This is a genomic window from Mycobacterium sp. (genome assembly GCF_965229265.1).
Taxonomy (GTDB): Bacteria; Actinomycetota; Actinomycetes; order Mycobacteriales; family Mycobacteriaceae; genus Mycobacterium.
This window is the reverse complement of sequence record NZ_CBDDIY010000013.1, coordinates 1,174,523-1,191,158: the sequence shown is the minus strand read 5'-3', so window position 1 is coordinate 1,191,158 and position 16,636 is coordinate 1,174,523. Positions and strand designations below refer to the sequence as shown.

The following is a 16,636-nucleotide window of genomic DNA, read 5'->3' as shown; positions in this document are numbered from 1 at the left end:
GGGCGCAACCTTGCGGCTACCTGTGTGGGCTGTGAACTGGTCTTATCCGAGGTGGGCCTACCGTTGAGGTCATGGCAGAACAGAACGCCGCGGTCGGGCTGTCGAGTCCGCCCGACTTCGTCATGCGTGTGGTCAACCCGCTGGTGCGGATCGTGCTGGGCACTGCGCTGGCGGGCCCGTTGGGTAGGCAGCTGATGGTGCTGAACTTCCGCGGGCGCAAGTCGGGCCGGCCGTTTGCCATCCCGGTGAGCGCCCACCGCCTCGACGGTGCGTTGTATGCGGTGATTGCCGCACCGTGGAAGGTGAACTTCCGGGGCGGCCGGGACGCCGAGGTGTTGGTCGACGGCACGACGACGGCGATGCGTGGTGAGCTCATCGAGGAGCGAGCCGCCGTCGCCGAACTGTGCCTTCGCTGCGCTTCGGCCTACGGCCCGAAGCGAGCGCAGCGGATGATGGGATTGACGTTCCGCGACGGGCAGATCCCCACGCTCGCGGATTTCAGTGACGCTGTCGGCGAATACGGTTTGGCGGCAATCCGTTTCACTCCTGCCTAGGCGGCGGGTGGTGGTGTGCCGATCAGCACGGCGTTCACCCGGCAACCGTCGGGGCCGGCCTTCCAGGCGTGGTCGACACCCGGCATGACCACCATGTCGCCCTCTGCGAGGTGGTGGACGCCGTCGTCGAGGATGAGGTCGATCGTTCCGCTGAGCACCGTCTGGAGATCGAGCGTGTCGGTGTGGTGCACCGGGGTTCGGGCGTCTGGTCCGTAGTCGATGACCATCCACCGGACGTGGCCGGCAGGCAGGAACTGGTCGATGAGGTCGGCGGCGCCGGGCGCCCTCGGCGGCGGTGGGCTGGATGTGGTGGCGTAGGGGATGCCCATCGCAAAGCCCGGGGCGACCTGGTTGATGGCAAGCTCGTCGCGGCTGACCACACAGGTCTTACCGGCAGCGTCGACTCCGGTGATCAGTAACCGCATGGGACCCTTTCGTCGTATCGGGAGGTCAACGGCGCTCAACGGGGACTTCGGCTTTCGACTCGGACTCCGGCGTCGTCGCGTGGCCAGCCGCGCCGAACACCGCGACCGCCACGGCGCCAGTGACGGCACCAATGAATCCGAGGGCCACCACCCAGCCAAGCCCGGGCCGGGCACTGTCACCGAGGAACACCACACCGATGATGCCGGGCACGACCGTCTCACCGACGACGAGGGCCGCGGTGGCGCCGTTCACCGAGCCGAGCTGCAACGCCACCGTGTGCAGGTAGAAGCCACCGAGTCCGCTGATCAGGACCGTCCACGCGGCCGGGTCGGCCACCAGGATCCATGGCCGCAGCGGTTCGAGTCCGTCGAGCACCCGGACGGCGATCGCCAGCACTCCGAATAGCACCCCGGCGGTCAGCCCGGCCGTGATGGCACCGCGCGAGCCGAGAAAGCGGACGACCCCGATCCCGCCAAGCAGGATCAGCACCGATCCCGCCAGCACGACCCAGTGGACCACACGGTCCGGATTCATCCCGCCGCGCTCCCCCGAGCCGAGGCCGAGCACGAACAGCGACACGATGACGGTGCCGATGGCGAGCCAGTCGCGCCGCCGCAAGCCAATGCCGAGGACCGCGATTCCGAGCACGGCGGTGACGACCAGGTTGGCGCTGATGATCGTCTGAGACAAGAACAGGGGAATCAGCCGGGCCGAGACCGCACTTCCCGCGAATCCCACGACGTCCAGGACGACTCCGGCGATGAACGCTGCGGTCAGCGCGGCCCGCATGGTCGAGCGCAACGTCGGGCCGCCGGTCGCGGTGATTTGTCCGGTCACCCCGTCGTCCCGGGCCGCGGCCGCCGACCTGCGCGCCCCGTAGGCCTGCAGCACCGAGGAGACGCCGTAACCGATGCACGCCAGCAGCGCTGCCGCAACACCGATCATCATCGCTCGAGGTTAGTCGTGTCGCACTGGCCGTTGCCCCGGCGCAGACTCAGACCCGGGCGATGCAAGCGTGCGCTACGCCGGTTGGAGCGTGAATGGAATCTGTTCCTGGCCCGGCCGGGTCATCTGGCAAACGCCCTGCTGGATCGCAGTCAGCTGGCCCTGCAGGGTTTGCGAGTTCCACACGAAGACCATCGCGCCCTTGGTCTTGGTCTTGTCCGGGCACACCGGCACCTGGCCCTTGAGCGTCATCATCCAGGTGTGGGCCCCGCGATAGGTGGCCTGCCCGTCGATCAGCGGTGAGGTCACGTTCGCCTGGCATCCCACCTCGATCACATTGCACTGGTTCGAGATGGTCCAGGTGTCGAGGATCGAATTCGGCCCCTGCACGGTGAAGGTGCCCGAGATCAGGTCGTCGGAGGCGTGGGCCAGCGGCGCAGCGCCCAGCAGCGCACAGCACACCGAAACCAGCGTGGCGACACGACCAAGGGTCCCCATCGGCCTCTGCTCCCATCGTGAAGACGCGCCGGATGAAACCGACTCCTGAAACGTTATCCCACCTAATGAGCTCGGCGTTACGCCGAGAGCCAGACCCTAAGCAAGCCCTAACCGAACGGCACCCGGCACTCAGGCCGCCGCGACCCGCCCCTGCTGATCCAGGCGCAGCACCACGAGGTAGGAGTTGGCTGCCGGGACTGTGGCGGCACCGGCAGCGCCGGTCAGGTTGAACAGCACCGCGGCTCCCGACACGATGCCGATCACCAGGGCCGCCGCCGCACCGACCACCTGGCCGACGAAGAAGCCCACCGGGTTGTCGCCGAAGAGCGCACCGATGCCCTGGCCCACGGCCAGGCCGAGCGCCACCTGAAGTTCCTGGCTCTTCACGACGGAATTGATCAGCGTGCTCGCGATATCGCTGGCCGGGGTGCCGTTGAGGATGTCTTCGGCCAGGCTGCCGATCAGGTCCTGTGCGGCGGGATTGGACAGCAGGGCGTCCACCGCCGCCTTCGTCACCTGGCCTGCCGCCGGGTCGAAGACGGTGTTGTTGAGGGGCGTCCGGCCGAGCAGGTCGGACACGACGCCCTGCGCCAGCCCGCTGATCACCTGCTTGACCGCCGGCGCGGACAGCGCCGAGCGCAGCGCGGCGGGAAGCGTAGCGTCCAGCGCGGCCGCGATGGCCGGATCAGCTTGCAGTGACTGCAAGACGCCCTGCAGAGCGTCCTCCTCAGGCACGCCCGCCAGCAGCGCGGAGACGATCTGGGTCGTCGCCGTCGACAGCGCCGCCGTCACCCCCGGCTGACCGAGGAAGCCGGTGATCACCGTGCCCGCCGTGGCCGCCAGTTGGGCCGCCGAGGCCGGATCGGCCAGGGTGTTCAGCAACGTCGGCCCATAGGTGGGTCCCAGCAGCGCGCCGACGAAGGCGCGGGCGCTCGGGTCGGCGGCGACATCGCTGATCAGCGATGCCACCCCGGCCACCACCGCGGAGACCACCGCGGGGTTGGTGGCCAACGACGACAACGCGTCACCGGCGGCTGCGCTCAGCGCAGATTGGAACGAGGAGTCGAAGCGCAACCCCCACCAGGCCCGGTCCAGGGCGGTAAGCCAGTGGGCGCCATTCACGATGTCGGTGCCAAGTTGGGTGATGGCATCGGCCACCGCGGCGGAGACGTTCGGGGTGCCCAGGATTGCCGGGACCGCCGCGCCGACCACGGTGGCCAGGCCCTGCATCGCTGGGGTGTTGTTCAGCAGGCCCTGCACCGCGTCGCCCAGCGCGGTGCCGACGGCGCTGGCCGCCGGGCTGCTGCCGAGCGCCGCTGAGACAGAGCCGGCGACCAGGTTGCCGAGCCATCCGGGCAGATCCGGCCCCCGGGTGAGGTCGATGACCGCTGCGGAGGTGGCCGACGCCAGTACGGCCTGAACCGTCGGGTTGCTCAGGAAGGCGGCGATGGGGGTAGCGGACTGCGGCACGATCGAGGTGAGGTACTCGCCCAGAGGCGCAAGGTTGCCACCAGCCAGACCGGCCGTGATCGCGCCATACTGGTCCGGTGTCGGACTCACGGCATGGGCCAGCACATCGAGAGCGGCCTGGACACCGGTATTGCCCAGCGTGTTGCGAACGAAGTTGGCTGCGGCGTCACCGATGACGGTGCCCACTGCCGGCGGAACACCCCAGTAGGATCCGAGCGCCGATGATACCTTTGTCGAAAAGAACTGCAGCACAGCAGTATTGGCCGCCAACCTGGCAACCTCAGCGCTCACCGATCCGTTGGCCAGAAAGTCCTGGATGCCGTCGGCGACGATCGGCGCCAGCTCGTCGGCAATCGGCTTCCACCCCGGCAGATGCCGGTCGATGAAGCTCCGCACGGCGCTGCCCAGAGCGTCGGCCGGGGGAGACACCAACACCGGCGGGTCGGTCAGCTCGATGTCACTGGGATCCAAAACTGCTGTGCCGCTGACGGTTCCCGCACTCACCGCGACGTCGACCGACCGTGTCGGTCGCAGGATTCGGTCACCGGCGAGTTCACGCCGGCTTGCCGCCACCGCGACCCACGACAGCGGCTCGGCGATCGGGGCCAGCGGAGCGGCCCCACCACGCACCGCGCCCAGCCCCACCCGCAGAGGCGTCACGAGCACCCCGGAAGGCCCGCCCGTCGCCAGCACCGACTGCGTCGCGGCCGCGGCGGCCGGTGATGCGGTGGCGGGCTTCACGGGGCCGCGCGTGATGCGCTTGCCGGCCGCCTGGGTCGCCTTGCTGCTCGAAGCGTGCCGTGCCGTGGAACCGGACGACGACGATGTCCCGGCGTCGGAGTCGGCTGAGGCCACCGCGGGCAGAGCCACGATCACCCCACCGATCCCCAAGGCCACAGCCAACGCTCCGACCCGACCGACGTAACGACCCTGCGGTCCCATAGCACCACCCCGACGTTGACGTGCAAGACAATAGCTAGGGGTATAGCACACGGCGAACGCGTCGCGCGGTGTTGCGGCAAACAACGAATGCTTGCCACGGCAAGGAACAACCGCTGAACAAAGTGGCAGGTACAGGATTCGAACCTGTGTAGGCTTTCGCCGACGGATTTACAGTCCGCTCCCATTGGCCGCTCGGGCAACCTGCCGGGTTCGCGCCCGCCGGCCAAGCCTGCGAGCACTCGCGCCGCACCGGGGTTCCGGTTTGGTGCGAGTAGCAGGGTACAACGAGGATGTACCCCAAACACAAACCGGCCGATCCAGGAGGGCACGAGTCCAATGGCGGATTCATCGTTCGACATCGTGAGCAAGGTCGATCGCCAGGAGGTCGACAACGCGCTGAACCAGGCGGCGAAGGAACTGAGCACCCGGTTCGACTTCCGTGGCACCGACACCACCATCGCCTGGAAGGGCGACGAGGTGATCGAGATCGTCAGTTCTACCGAGGAGCGCGCCAAGGCCGCCGTGGACGTCTTCAAGGAGAAGCTGGTCCGCCGCGACATCTCCATGAAGGCCTTCGACGCCGGCGATCCGCAGGCCAGCGGCAAGACCTACCGGGTGTCGGGCACGCTCAAGCAAGGCATCGATCAGGAAAACGCCAAGAAGATCAACAAGCTCATCCGCGACGAAGGACCCAAGGGCGTCAAGTCCCAGGTCCAGGGCGACGAGATCCGGGTGAGCTCCAAGAAGCGCGACGACCTGCAGGCGGTACAGGCGCTGCTGAGGGGCGCCGACCTGGACGTGGCCCTGCAGTTCGTCAACTACCGGTAGACCCCACCGAGAGATAGCTCGAAAGCCCCTCGCCCCACCAATCGGTCAGTGCCTAATGTGGTGACCATCACCACACATGGCTTGAAGCGAGGACCCGCGATGACCGTCAGCCCGGAGACCACTTCCGTGCCCGCCGAGCAGGACGGCGGCTCCTACGATGTCGTGATCATCGGGGCTGGTATTTCCGGGATCGGCGCGGCCTACCGCATCCACGAACGCAACCCGCGGGCCCGCTACGTCATCCTGGAGCGACGCGATCGCGTCGGCGGCACCTGGGACCTGTTCCGCTATCCCGGTGTGCGCTCGGACTCCAGCATCTTCTCCCTGTCCTGGCCCTGGGAACCGTGGACCCGTAAGGAAGGCGTCGCCGACGGCGACCACATCCGCGAGTACATGGAAGACACGGCCCGCAAGCACGGCATCTTCGGCAACATCCACTTCCACACTTCCGTGCAGTCCGCGGACTGGGACTCGGCCACCGACACCTGGACCGTGCACGTCATCGAGAGCGGCATGCCCAAGACCTACCAGGGCCGCTTCGTGTTCTTCGGCTCCGGTTACTACAACTACGACGAGGGTTACACCCCGGAGTTCCCCGGCCTGCAGAACTTCACGGGCACCGTCGTGCATCCCCAGTTCTGGCCCGAGGATCTGGACTACACCGGCAAGAAGATGATCGTCATCGGCAGCGGGGCGACCGCCGTCTCGCTGATCCCCGCGCTGGCGCAGAAAGCCTCGAAGGTGACGATGCTGCAGCGTTCGCCGACCTACCTGCTGGCCGGCTCCCGCGTCAATCCCCTCATCGAGGCCGTGCGAAAGGTGCTCCCCCGCAGGCTTTCTCATGCCTTTGCGCGCTATTTTGCGGTGGCGTTCGAAAGCCTCGTCTGGTTCCTGGCCCGCACCGCTCCCGGGGTGGCCAAGCGGCTGATTCGGGCCCAGAACGCCAGTCGGCTACCGGCCGGCTATCCGGTCGACGTGCACTTCAACCCGCGCTACAACGTCTGGGATCAAAGGCTGTGCCTGGTGGCCGACGGCGACATGTTCGATGCCATCAAGGCGGGTCGCGCCGAGGTGGTCACCGACCACATCGATCACTTCGACGAAACCGGCATCACGCTGACGTCGGGGCGGCATCTGGACGCCGACATCATCGTCACCGCGACCGGCCTCCAGCTCCAGGCACTCGGGGGTGTGCGAATCACGGTGGACGGCAATGAGATCAAGCCGCAGGACCGGTTCTCCTACAAGGCCCACATGCTCGAAGACGTGCCCAACCTGGTCTGGTGCATCGGCTACACCAACGCCTCGTGGACGCTGCGCGCCGACATGACCGCCCGCTCGGCGGCCAAGCTGATCGAGTACATGGGAACCCACGGCTACACCCACGCCTTCCCGCATCTGGGCGGTGAGCCGATCGCCGAGAAGCCGACATGGGATCTGCAGGCCAGCTATGTGCTGCGCAACCTGCACGCCCTGCCCAAGTCCGGCACGAAGCGGCCGTGGGTGGTTCGGCAGAACTACCTCGCCGATGCCATCGACCACAACTTCATCGACAAGGTCGACGAGGACATGACCTTCGGCCGGCTGGCCACCCGCCCCTAGCTGGCGAGTCAATGCCCCGGACAGCTGATGCCTGAGCGCGAACGGGTGCACGCACTTCTCGCAAAGAAATGCGGTCAAACCCTGGTCGATGGGTCATACTCAACTCCGCTATACGACAATGGATCAAAGCTGCTGTTGGATTGACGGGGGAAGAATCGTGACAAGCGCCGCAAAGACTCGCTCCACATTTGCCGGTATCGTGGCGGCTGGCGCCGCAGCGACCGGTGTGTTCGCTGGCGCAGCACTGGGCTCGGCTCCCACCGCCAACGCCACCTGTGCATCGTTCTTCGGCCTGGGCAACAGCGCCTCTTGCAGCTCGACACCGTTGAGCATCGCCATCGCGATCGGTAGCGGTGCCACCGCCCACGCGAGCGGATTGTTCGGCGCGGCCTTTGCCACCGGTACCAACGCCAGCGCCACCACCGGGGACGCGTTCACCTTCGCGACCGCGCTCGGTGACGGATCTTCGGCCACTGCCAATGGCTTGTTCGGCCTTGCCACCCAGCTCGGACCCAACGGATCGGCCACCACCAACGGCACGGGGTCACTGATCAACGCCGGGTTCAACATCGCGCTCAACGTCACCCCGTTCGCGCCCGGGCCGACCAGCAGCTCGGTCACCGCCGGTGGCGTAGGGGGCGGCGGAAACATCGCCGTGAACCTGTTCGGCACCGGGTCGTCCGGGGCACCGGACAGCATGCGGGTCGTCGCCAACGGGCTGTTCGACATCGCCACCAACGTCGGTGGCAGCAACAACATCGTCGAGTCCGGCTCCTCCTCGGCGGGCTCGATCATCAACCTGGCCACCAACCTCTTCGGCAGGAATAACACCGTCACGGCGCAGGGCGGCATCTGGAACTGGGCCACCAACATTCTGGGCACCAACAACGCCGTCTCGACCAACGGAAGCCTGGTCAACACCGCCAGCAACATTTTGGGTAGCAACAACACGGTGGCGACCGCGGGCGGCTACCTGAACTTCGTGCGCAACATCCTCGGTGACGGAAACACGGTCGGGATCTCGGGCGGCTATCAGAACGCGGCCCGAAACCTGTTTGGCAGCAACAACCAGGTCGGCATCGTGGGCGGATACGGAAATACCGCGCAGAACTGGTTCGGCACCGGCAACACCGCAGCGATCACGGCCGGCTACTACAACTCGGCCAGCAACCTGCTCGGCGGCACCGGCAACCAACTCATTTCCAACGGCGGGTATGTGAACTCGGTGCGCAACATCATCGGCAGCAACAACACGCTGACCGTCGGTGGCTTCGGCAGCAACTGGAACACCGCCGACAACCTGTTGAGCAGCAACAACAACCTCACCGCAGGCGGAGTCGGCAGCAACCTGAACGCCGCACTGAACACCGGCGGAGGCGGCAACACCATCAAGTCCGGCGAAGCAGGCGGCAATCTGAACCTCGGCTTCAACGTCCTGGGCAGCACCAACACCGTCACCGCAGGACCGGGACCGCTGACGTTGGCCGGAACCATCCTGGTCAACGGTCAAACCGTCACCAAGACCGAGGCGGGCATCGCGATCAACAACTTCCGCGCGGGCGGGGCGGCCGCTACCAGCGCACCCAGCAGCGCCGCGTCCTCGGTGAAGACCAGTGACGGCGGAGCCAAGGCCGATAGCGGCGCCAAGACCACCGCAAAGAAGGCCGCCACCGGCGGCAGCAACCGGCCCAAGAACTAGTCGGCTGAGGTCTCAGCTACCGAACTCGGCGAACTCCATGTGGACACCGGGGTGTCGGCAATACCCTGATCGCCATGACACCTGATCGCCGCGAACCCAACGTCGTCGTGCTCGGCGGTGGGTCCTGGGGCACCACCGTCGCATCCATCTGCGCCCGCCGCGGGCCGACCCTGCAGTGGGTGCGCTCGGAGGAGACCGCCAAGGACATCAACGAGAACCACCGCAACTCCCGCTATCTGGGCGATGACGTCGAGCTCTCGGAAACCCTGCGCGCGACCACCGATTTCGCCGAGGCCGCCAACTGCGCCGACGTCGTGGTCATGGGCGTGCCCAGCCACGGCTTCCGCGGCGTGCTCACCGAGCTGGGCAAGGAGCTACGCCCGTGGGTGCCGGTGGTCAGCCTCGTCAAAGGCCTCGAGCAGGGCACCAACATGCGGATGAGCCAGATCGTCGACGAGGTGCTGCCCGGCCACCCGGCCGGAATCCTGGCCGGGCCCAACATCGCCCGCGAGGTCGCCGACGGCTACGCCGCCGCCGCGGTATTGGCCATGCCCGATCAGCACCTGGCGGCCAACCTCGCGAAGATGTTCCGCACCAAGCGTTTCCGCGTCTACACCACCGACGACGTCGTCGGTGTCGAGATGGCCGGCGCGCTGAAAAATGTCTACGCCATCGCGGTCGGCATGGGGTACTCGCTCGGCATCGGCGAGAACACCCGGGCCATGGTGATGGCCCGCGCTGTGCGCGAGATGTCCAAGCTCGGCGAGGCCGTCGGCGGCCAGCGTGACACCTTCTCCGGGCTGGCTGGAATGGGCGACCTGATCGTCACCTGTACCTCCAAGCGCAGCCGCAATCGCCACGTCGGTGAAGAACTGGGCTCCGGCAAGACGGTGCAGGAGATCATCGCCTCGATGAATCAGGTCGCCGAGGGCGTCAAGGCCGCCAGCGTGATCATGGAGTTCGCCGAGAAGTACGGCCTGAGCATGCCGATCGCCCGCGAGGTGGATGCCGTCATCAACCACGGCTCCACCGTGGAGCAGGCCTATCGCGGCCTCGTCGCCGAGAAGCCCGGCCACGAGGTGTACGGCGCGGGGTTCTAACCGGGGAACGACGGGAACAGCGGGTTGGTCCCTTCGGGCCGATCCAGCATCGGGCTGGGCCCGGAGGTGAATGTCGCGCCCGGTCCGACGACGAAGCCGACCTGGTCGTGGGTGTTCACACACGTCACCACGCCGCCGCCGTCGACCCCGCAGCTGATCTCCCGGAAGCTCAGCCGGGTGTTCGGCGGCAGCGGCTTGACCTCGCCGGCGGCACCGAAGATCGGCGCGCCCGTACTGGAGAAACCGGGTTCGCCGGACACCCCGCCGCTGACCAGATTCGCACCGTCGGGGGCGCCGGGCAGCGGCCCGCTGCAGCCGTAGCTGGTGTTCTGCCGATTGATCACGCAGGTCACCCCGGGTGGGCCGGCGAAGGCATACCAGTTGCCGCCCATGGTGGTGTAGGCCACCGGGCTGATCGGCGTGTAGGCGTTGACGTTGGGAAGGACCGGGGCCGGGGCCGGATCGGGATCAGCCCAGGCCACGCCTGGGACGCCGATGGCCGCTGCCCCCGCAGCGCTTGCCAGGCCGATCAGAATTCTGCTCAGCATCACCACACCCTACGTAAGCGCCGCGGACGACGCAGTTTGTTACCTGGTCCTTCGGCGCGCAGCCCCCGAATCGTTACCGCGCGGTGGGTCCTCCGATCGCAGGATGCGCAATCGTCATCACCTCGATCGGTTCACCCGATACCCGCGGATGCAGCGAAACGCGAGGATCGACAGGTGCCCGACAACGGGTACACCCGATGTCGAAGGACGTGAACGAGATGACCGCGGTACTGGATCGCCATCCCACCCCGGTGGCCGCCAAGGCGACGCCCCGCAAGGCAAAGCTGAGATCGCTGCTCCTTCCGGCGCTGGCCATCGCCGTGCCGCTGTTGGCGCCGGTCGCCGTCGCCGAGGGGTTCATCACCCTGGCAGAGATGGCCCAAAGCGTGCAGCCCGCGGTGTCGTCTCCCGCTGCGCCGGTGTCGCCCTCCGCGCCGGCGCTGTCCCGGGTCGATGCTGACGCGACCGCCCCGGAATACGGCCACATCGAGTTTGGGCCTGCCTCGGCGTTGCCGACCACCGTCGAGCGCATCGACCTGCAGATCGCGACGGAACGGCCGTGACATCCGGGGCCGCAGGTTCGCCGTAATTTCGACCGGCGGCGGCCTAAACTTGAGCAATTCTTGACCTGAGGGGCCGTGCGGTGGCGGGGCGATTACGAGACACGGTGCGCGCGGGCGCAGCGGCGATCAGCCTCGCTGCGGCGACGCTGGTCCTGGCCACCACCCAGCCGCAGGCCCTGACCTCCCCGGATGTCGGCCTGACCGCACTGATCATGTCCGGCACGCCCAGCAACCCCACTGGCAACGCCATGGCGGACCTCTTTGGCGGCGAACTCATCCCCTCCCCCGTCGGCGGCCGCTACCTGGGCGGCCTGGATGGCGCCGACACCGATGTGATCGCCGTCGGCGACGCCCCTGACGCCGCCGCCCAACTTGCCGAACTGCTCGACTCGACCACCGAGCCCGCCGCCGCTGTGTATGTCCGCTACGAATTCGACGCCCGCGCACAGACCCAGGTACTCAACGTCTTCACCGACGCCGAGGCGCTGACCCGGCGCAGCTCCAAGAAGTCGGTCGACCTCTCCGGCAGCGTGGACTGCACCGGTGCCCTGACCTGCCAGACCGATCCGCGCACTCAGGTCACCACGGTGACCTACCCCGACGGGGTGGTCGCGTTGATCGAGCGGATCAACGACATCACTCTGGTCGCCTACAAGACGCTCGGTGCGTCTGTGCTCGGCCACCTCGAACCCGTGGGCCGACCCACCCCGGAGCCGGCAGCCGCGCCGCCCGCCAGCGTCCCTGTGGCCGCCGCTGCCGATCCCGCCCCGCCTGCCGATGCGGCGACGCCGGCGCCGCCCGCACCGGCACCCGCGGCGGACCGCGGGCCGCGGCTGAACATTCTGCGGCCGGCCCCGGACTTCAGTCCCGGTCGCTCCCCGTCGTCGTCCACCTCGTCGACCGTGGTCAAGCCTGGCCTGCCCGAAGCCGTCGAGAACCTGACCGGGACAGTCAACGACATGCTGACCCGGGTCTCAGACACCGTGAAGCGGGTGCTCGGCCGCCCCACCGACACCGCCACCGACACCCCGGCCACCGGCACGTTCGGCAGCGCGCCCCCGGCGCGCGGATAGCGATTCACCGCGTCGCCCAGGTGTAGAACCCGGCGGACGGGGAACGCAACATCGGTCCCGTGCTTGACCGCACACCCAAACGAAAGCCCCGACAAGGCAATTCGCAAAGGTTTATGACTTCACTCACTTCGATGTACCTGGCCTCCGGGCGTTGGCACGACTATTGGACAGGCAATCTCGGGGAATGGCTGCGGACCAAGGGCCTGCACATTCTGCTGGTGATCCTGGCTGCACTGCTGGCCACCCGGCTGATCAACTGGATCGCGGGCAAGATCGCCCGCCGTCTCGACCGGGGCCACGCACTGGTGCGCTCGGAGAGCGTCAAACACCGCCGTGCGGTGGCCTCGGTGATCTCCTCGGTGTCGATCGCACTGCTCTACGTGCTGGTCGCCGTCGACATCATCGACACCCTCGGGCTGCCGGTCGGATCCCTGGTGGCACCGGCCGCGGTGATCGGCGCGGCGCTGGGCTTCGGCGCCCAGCGAGTGGTGCAGGACCTGCTTGCCGGGTTCTTCATCATCACCGAGAAGCAATACGGGTTCGGCGATCTGGTGTCGCTGACCGTTGCCGGGGCCGCCAAGGACGCCCAGGGCACGGTTGAGGACGTCACGCTGCGGGTGACCAAGCTGCGGTCCGGCGACGGCGAGGTGTTCACCATCCCCAACGGCCAGATCGTCAAGTCGCTGAACCTGTCGAAGGACTGGGCGCGCGCGGTCGTCGACATCCCGGTACCCACCAGCGCCGACCTCAACAAGGTCAACGACGTCCTGCATGAGGTCGCCTCATCGGCGATGATCGACAGCCGCCTGCATCAACTGCTACTCGATGAGCCCGCCCTGATGGGGGTGGAGAGCATCGAGGTGGACACCATCAACCTGCGGATGGTGGCTCGCACCCTGCCGGGCAAGCAGTTCGAGGTGGGCCGGGTGCTGCGCGCCATGGTGCTGAGTTCGCTGCGCGGAGCGGGGATCGTCAGCCCCACCACCGCCACCCTCGGCGCGGTGTCGGCGTCGGCCTAGCTCCTAGCGCCCGGCCATCTTCTCCAGTCGGGCGATCCGGTCCGGGATCGGCGGATGCGTGGAGAACAGCTTGCCGATGCGCTCACCGGAACGGAACGGGCTGGCGATCATCAGGTGGGCCTGGTCGGCCAGTTGCGGCTCAGGCGGCAGCGGAGCCTGCTCCACCCCGCCGCTGATCTTGCGCAGCGCGGAGGCCAGCGCCAGCGGATCGCCCGACAGCTGCGCGCCGGACTCGTCGGCCTGGTACTCCCGGGAACGCGACACCGCCAGCCGGATCAAGGTGGCCGCGATCGGCCCGAGCAGCGAAACCAACAACAGTGCAAAGGGATTGGCGCCGCCGTCCCGGTTGCCGCCGCCGAACATGCCGGCGAACATCGCGATATTGGCCAGCGCGGTGATCACCGAGGCCAGCGCACCCGCGACGCAGGAGATGAGGATGTCGCGGTTGTAGACGTGCGAGAGTTCGTGGCCCAGCACCGCGCGCAGCTCACGTTCGCTGAGGAGATTCAGGATCCCCGACGTCACGCAGACGGCGGCGTTTCGGGGGTTGCGGCCGGTGGCGAACGCGTTGGGGTTGGCGGTGTCGCTGATGTAGAGCCGGGGCATCGGCTGGTGGGCGGTGGTGGCGAGCTCGCGCACCATCGCGTAGATCTGCGGGGCCTGCACCTCGGTGATCGGCTGCGCGTGCATGGCCCGCAGCGCCATCTTGTCGGAGTTGAAGTACACGTAGACGTTCATGCCGACGGCGAACAGCACCGCCAGCCACAGGATGGCGCGGTTCTGGAACAACGCACCGATGAAGACGATCAACGTCGACATTCCGACGAGTAGAACGAACGTCTTGAACCGGTTGGCCGTCGGATGCCACGTCATCGAGTTCCTCCTAGCGACACACTCTCCGCGAGATTAACGCGCCGAACTGACTAAGGGGTTCCGCGAATCACCGTTAGCCGTGCCGGTTGATCGTGTAGTCCACCAGCGAGGCAAGCGCCCGACGACCCGGCACGTCCGGCAGACCCGCCAGCTCCTCGCCGGCTTGGGCGGCGTAGCGCTCGACGGTGGCCTTGGCCTTGGCCAGTCCGTCACCGGAGCGCAGCAGCCCCAGCGCCTCGGCCAGCGCGTCGTCGTCGTCGACCGGACCCTGCAGCAGCTCACGCAGCCGCGCGGCGTCCGGGCCGGTCCCGCGCAGCGCGTACAGCACCGGCAGGGTGTGCACGCCTTCGCGCAGGTCGGTGCCGGGCAGCTTGCCCGACTCGTCGGGATCGCTGTCGATGTCGATGATGTCGTCGGAAATCTGGAAGGCGGTGCCGACGATGCCGCCCAGCCGGGTGAGCCGTTCGACCTGGTCCTCGGTGGCACCGGAGAACGTGGCACCGAAGCGGCCCGACGCCGCGATCAGGCAGGCGGTCTTCTCGTAGACCACCTTCAGGTAGTGGTCAACCGGGTCGACGCCGGCAGCAGTGCCTTTGGTCTCGCGCATCTGCCCGGTGACCAGCTGGGCGAACGTCTCGGCGATGATGCGCACCGCGTCCGGGCCGAGCCGGCTCACCAGCCGCGAGGCCGTCGCAAACAGGTAGTCACCGGCCAGGATCGCGATGTTGTTTCCCCAGCGGGCGTTGGCGCTGGGAGCTCCGCGGCGCATCTGCGCCTCGTCCATCACGTCGTCGTGGTACAGCGTGGCCAGGTGCACCATCTCGATGACCGCGCCGGCCACAGTGACCTGCCAGGCGTCGGGGTCGGGTCCGATCTGGGCCGAGAGCACGGTGAACAGCGGCCGGAAGCGCTTGCCACCTGCCTCGAACAGATGCACGACGGCCTCGGTCATCAGCTCGTCACCGCCGCGCAATTCGGTGCTCATGAGCTCTTCGACGCGGCCGACCCCGTCGCGGACACTCTGGGCGAACACCGGGTCCCCGAAGTCCACCCCTGCCACCACCGTCGCCGGAGTCCTCACCCTGCCAACATACTGGGGGCATGGGCATGCGGTCGGATGAGGTCCGGCGGGCAGGAGCGGAGCGACCCGGGGATCAGGTCCGGCGGGCAGGAGCGGAGCGACCCGGGGATCAGGTCCGGCGGGCAGGAGCGGAGCGACCCGCAGTTGAGGTCGTGGTCGTCGGGGCCGGGCCGGCCGGCTCCTCGGCGGCCGCCTGGGCGGCCCGCAACGGCCACGACGTGCTGGTCGTCGATTCCGCAGAGTTTCCCCGGGACAAACCCTGCGGGGACGGGCTGACCCCACGCGCGGTGCTGGAGCTGCAACGGTTGGGGCTGGGCGACTGGCTCGACGGCCGCATCCGCCACCACGGTCTGCGGTTGTCGGGGTTCGGCGCCGACATCGAAGTGCCCTGGCCTGGGCCGTCGTTCCCGTCGTCGGGATCGGCGGTGCCGCGCACGGAGCTCGACGACCGGATCCGCAAGGTCGCCGAGGATGCTGGGGCCTCGATGCTGCTGGGGGTCAAAGCCGTTGACGTGTCCAGGGATTCGCGGGGCCGGGTGGATTCCGTGGGGTTGGCCGACGGCTCGCGGGTGTCGTGCCGGTGGGTGATCGTCGCCGACGGGGCGCGATCACCGTTCGGCCGGGTGCTGGGCCGGCAGTGGCATCAGGAGACGGTGTACGGGGTCGCGGCGCGCGGCTACCTGGCCTCCCCACGCGCCTCGGAACCGTGGATCTCCTCGGATCTGGAGTTGCGGTCGCCCTCCGGGCAGGTGCTGCCCGGGTACGGCTGGATCTTCCCGCTGGGCAACGGCAAGGTGAACATCGGCGTGGGCGCCCTGGCCACCGCAAAACGGCCCGCCGACATCGCGCTGCGGCCGCTGATCAAGCACTACACCGACCTGAAGCGGTCGGCGTGGGATTTCGAGGGGTCGCCGCGCGCGGTGGCCTCGGCGTTGTTGCCGATGGGCGGGGCGGTCTCGGGGGTGGCCGGACCGAACTGGATGCTCATCGGCGATGCGGCGGCCTGCGTGAATCCGCTCAACGGCGAGGGCATCGACTACGGGCTGGAGACCGGGCGGCTGGCCGCCGAGATGCTGGGCCGGGGTGACCTGTCGGCGGCGTGGCCGGCGCTGTTGCAGGACCACTACGGGCGCGGGTTCTCGGCGGCTCGCCGGCTGGGCCTGCTGCTGACGCTGCCGCGGTTCCTGCCGCTGACCGGCCCGATAGCGATGCGCTCGTCAAACCTGATGGGGGTGGCCGTTCGGGTGATGGGCAATCTGGTCACTGACGACGACGCCGACTGGGTGGCGCGGGTGTGGCGTTCGACGGGCTTCGGGTCCCGAATATTGGACCGGCGCAAACCGTTCAGTTGAGCGCTATCAGCCCCGAGCGTGCGCGAACTGCCCGTCAAAACGGCGTGTCCGTGTGCAGACACG

At 67.9% G+C, this 16,636-nt stretch carries 16 protein-coding genes and 1 tRNA gene; 9 read left to right on the top strand and 8 right to left on the bottom strand.

Features of this window, described 5'->3' with window-relative positions:
- Positions 1-71: 71 nt before the first annotated feature.
- Positions 72-554, top strand: a complete 483-nt coding sequence (locus ADBZ9K_RS27650) for a hypothetical protein (protein WP_526625532.1) — start codon at positions 72-74, stop codon at positions 552-554.
- Here ADBZ9K_RS27650 and ADBZ9K_RS27645 read toward each other — a convergent pair.
- From ADBZ9K_RS27645 to ADBZ9K_RS27625, 5 genes are all read right to left on the bottom strand, one after another.
- A complete protein-coding gene (locus ADBZ9K_RS27645; RefSeq protein ID WP_526625530.1) occupies positions 551-979 on the bottom strand; it encodes a cupin domain-containing protein in 429 nt (142 codons plus the stop codon). The two genes, ADBZ9K_RS27650 and ADBZ9K_RS27645, sit on opposite strands and share 4 nt — an antisense overlap.
- Positions 980-1,004: 25 nt before the next feature.
- A complete protein-coding gene (locus tag ADBZ9K_RS27640; RefSeq protein ID WP_526625529.1) occupies positions 1,005-1,928 on the bottom strand; it encodes a hypothetical protein in 924 nt (307 codons plus the stop codon).
- 72 nt (positions 1,929-2,000) lie between these two features.
- Positions 2,001-2,423, bottom strand: a complete 423-nt coding sequence (locus ADBZ9K_RS27635; protein WP_526625528.1) for a hypothetical protein — start codon at positions 2,421-2,423, stop codon at positions 2,001-2,003.
- Between the two features lie 129 nt (positions 2,424-2,552).
- Positions 2,553-4,835, bottom strand: coding sequence for a hypothetical protein (locus ADBZ9K_RS27630; protein WP_526625526.1), 2,283 nt, complete (start codon positions 4,833-4,835; stop codon positions 2,553-2,555).
- Between the two features lie 123 nt (positions 4,836-4,958).
- Positions 4,959-5,041: transfer RNA gene (locus ADBZ9K_RS27625), tRNA-Tyr, on the bottom strand.
- A 130-nt stretch (positions 5,042-5,171) separates the two neighbouring features.
- Here ADBZ9K_RS27625 and ADBZ9K_RS27620 point away from each other — a divergent pair.
- The 4 genes from ADBZ9K_RS27620 (at position 5,172) to ADBZ9K_RS27605 (ending at position 10,064) form a co-directional block, all read left to right on the top strand.
- Positions 5,172-5,663 (top strand): YajQ family cyclic di-GMP-binding protein, encoded by a 492-nt coding sequence (locus tag ADBZ9K_RS27620; protein ID WP_526625525.1) that lies wholly within the window; start codon positions 5,172-5,174, stop codon positions 5,661-5,663.
- 99 nt (positions 5,664-5,762) lie between these two features.
- A complete protein-coding gene (locus ADBZ9K_RS27615) occupies positions 5,763-7,265 on the top strand; it encodes a flavin-containing monooxygenase (protein WP_526625524.1) in 1,503 nt (500 codons plus the stop codon).
- 157 nt (positions 7,266-7,422) lie between these two features.
- Complete coding sequence (locus tag ADBZ9K_RS27610; RefSeq protein WP_526625522.1) at positions 7,423-8,964, top strand: beta strand repeat-containing protein; 1,542 nt, start codon at positions 7,423-7,425, stop codon at positions 8,962-8,964.
- A 74-nt stretch (positions 8,965-9,038) separates the two neighbouring features.
- The gene (locus ADBZ9K_RS27605; protein ID WP_526625521.1) at positions 9,039-10,064 is read left to right on the top strand and encodes an NAD(P)H-dependent glycerol-3-phosphate dehydrogenase; all 1,026 of its coding nucleotides are present in this window, start codon (positions 9,039-9,041) and stop codon (positions 10,062-10,064) included.
- Here ADBZ9K_RS27605 and ADBZ9K_RS27600 read toward each other — a convergent pair.
- The gene (locus tag ADBZ9K_RS27600) at positions 10,061-10,612 is read right to left on the bottom strand and encodes a hypothetical protein (RefSeq protein WP_526625520.1); all 552 of its coding nucleotides are present in this window, start codon (positions 10,610-10,612) and stop codon (positions 10,061-10,063) included. The two genes, ADBZ9K_RS27605 and ADBZ9K_RS27600, sit on opposite strands and share 4 nt — an antisense overlap.
- Positions 10,613-10,809: 197 nt before the next feature.
- On the opposite strand from ADBZ9K_RS27600, the gene ADBZ9K_RS27595 reads away from it, so the two are divergent.
- The 3 genes from ADBZ9K_RS27595 (at position 10,810) to ADBZ9K_RS27585 (ending at position 13,267) form a co-directional block, all read left to right on the top strand.
- The gene (locus tag ADBZ9K_RS27595) at positions 10,810-11,175 is read left to right on the top strand and encodes a hypothetical protein (protein ID WP_526625518.1); all 366 of its coding nucleotides are present in this window, start codon (positions 10,810-10,812) and stop codon (positions 11,173-11,175) included.
- 104 nt (positions 11,176-11,279) lie between these two features.
- Complete coding sequence (locus ADBZ9K_RS27590) at positions 11,280-12,248, top strand: hypothetical protein (RefSeq protein WP_526625516.1); 969 nt, start codon at positions 11,280-11,282, stop codon at positions 12,246-12,248.
- Between the two features lie 113 nt (positions 12,249-12,361).
- The gene (locus tag ADBZ9K_RS27585) at positions 12,362-13,267 is read left to right on the top strand and encodes a mechanosensitive ion channel family protein (RefSeq protein ID WP_526625515.1); all 906 of its coding nucleotides are present in this window, start codon (positions 12,362-12,364) and stop codon (positions 13,265-13,267) included.
- 3 nt (positions 13,268-13,270) lie between these two features.
- Here the strand turns inward: ADBZ9K_RS27585 and htpX are convergent, their stop codons facing one another.
- Complete coding sequence (gene htpX / locus ADBZ9K_RS27580) at positions 13,271-14,140, bottom strand: zinc metalloprotease HtpX (protein ID WP_526625513.1); 870 nt, start codon at positions 14,138-14,140, stop codon at positions 13,271-13,273.
- A 73-nt stretch (positions 14,141-14,213) separates the two neighbouring features.
- Entirely contained in the window at positions 14,214-15,221 is a 1,008-nt protein-coding gene (gene grcC1 / locus ADBZ9K_RS27575; protein ID WP_526625511.1) for a nonaprenyl/(2E,6E)-farnesyl/geranylgeranyl diphosphat synthase, read from the bottom strand.
- Between the two features lie 20 nt (positions 15,222-15,241).
- Between grcC1 and menJ the strand changes: the two genes are divergently transcribed.
- Positions 15,242-16,573 (top strand): menaquinone reductase MenJ, encoded by a 1,332-nt coding sequence (menJ, locus tag ADBZ9K_RS27570; protein WP_526625509.1) that lies wholly within the window; start codon positions 15,242-15,244, stop codon positions 16,571-16,573.
- Positions 16,574-16,636 lie beyond the last annotated feature (63 nt).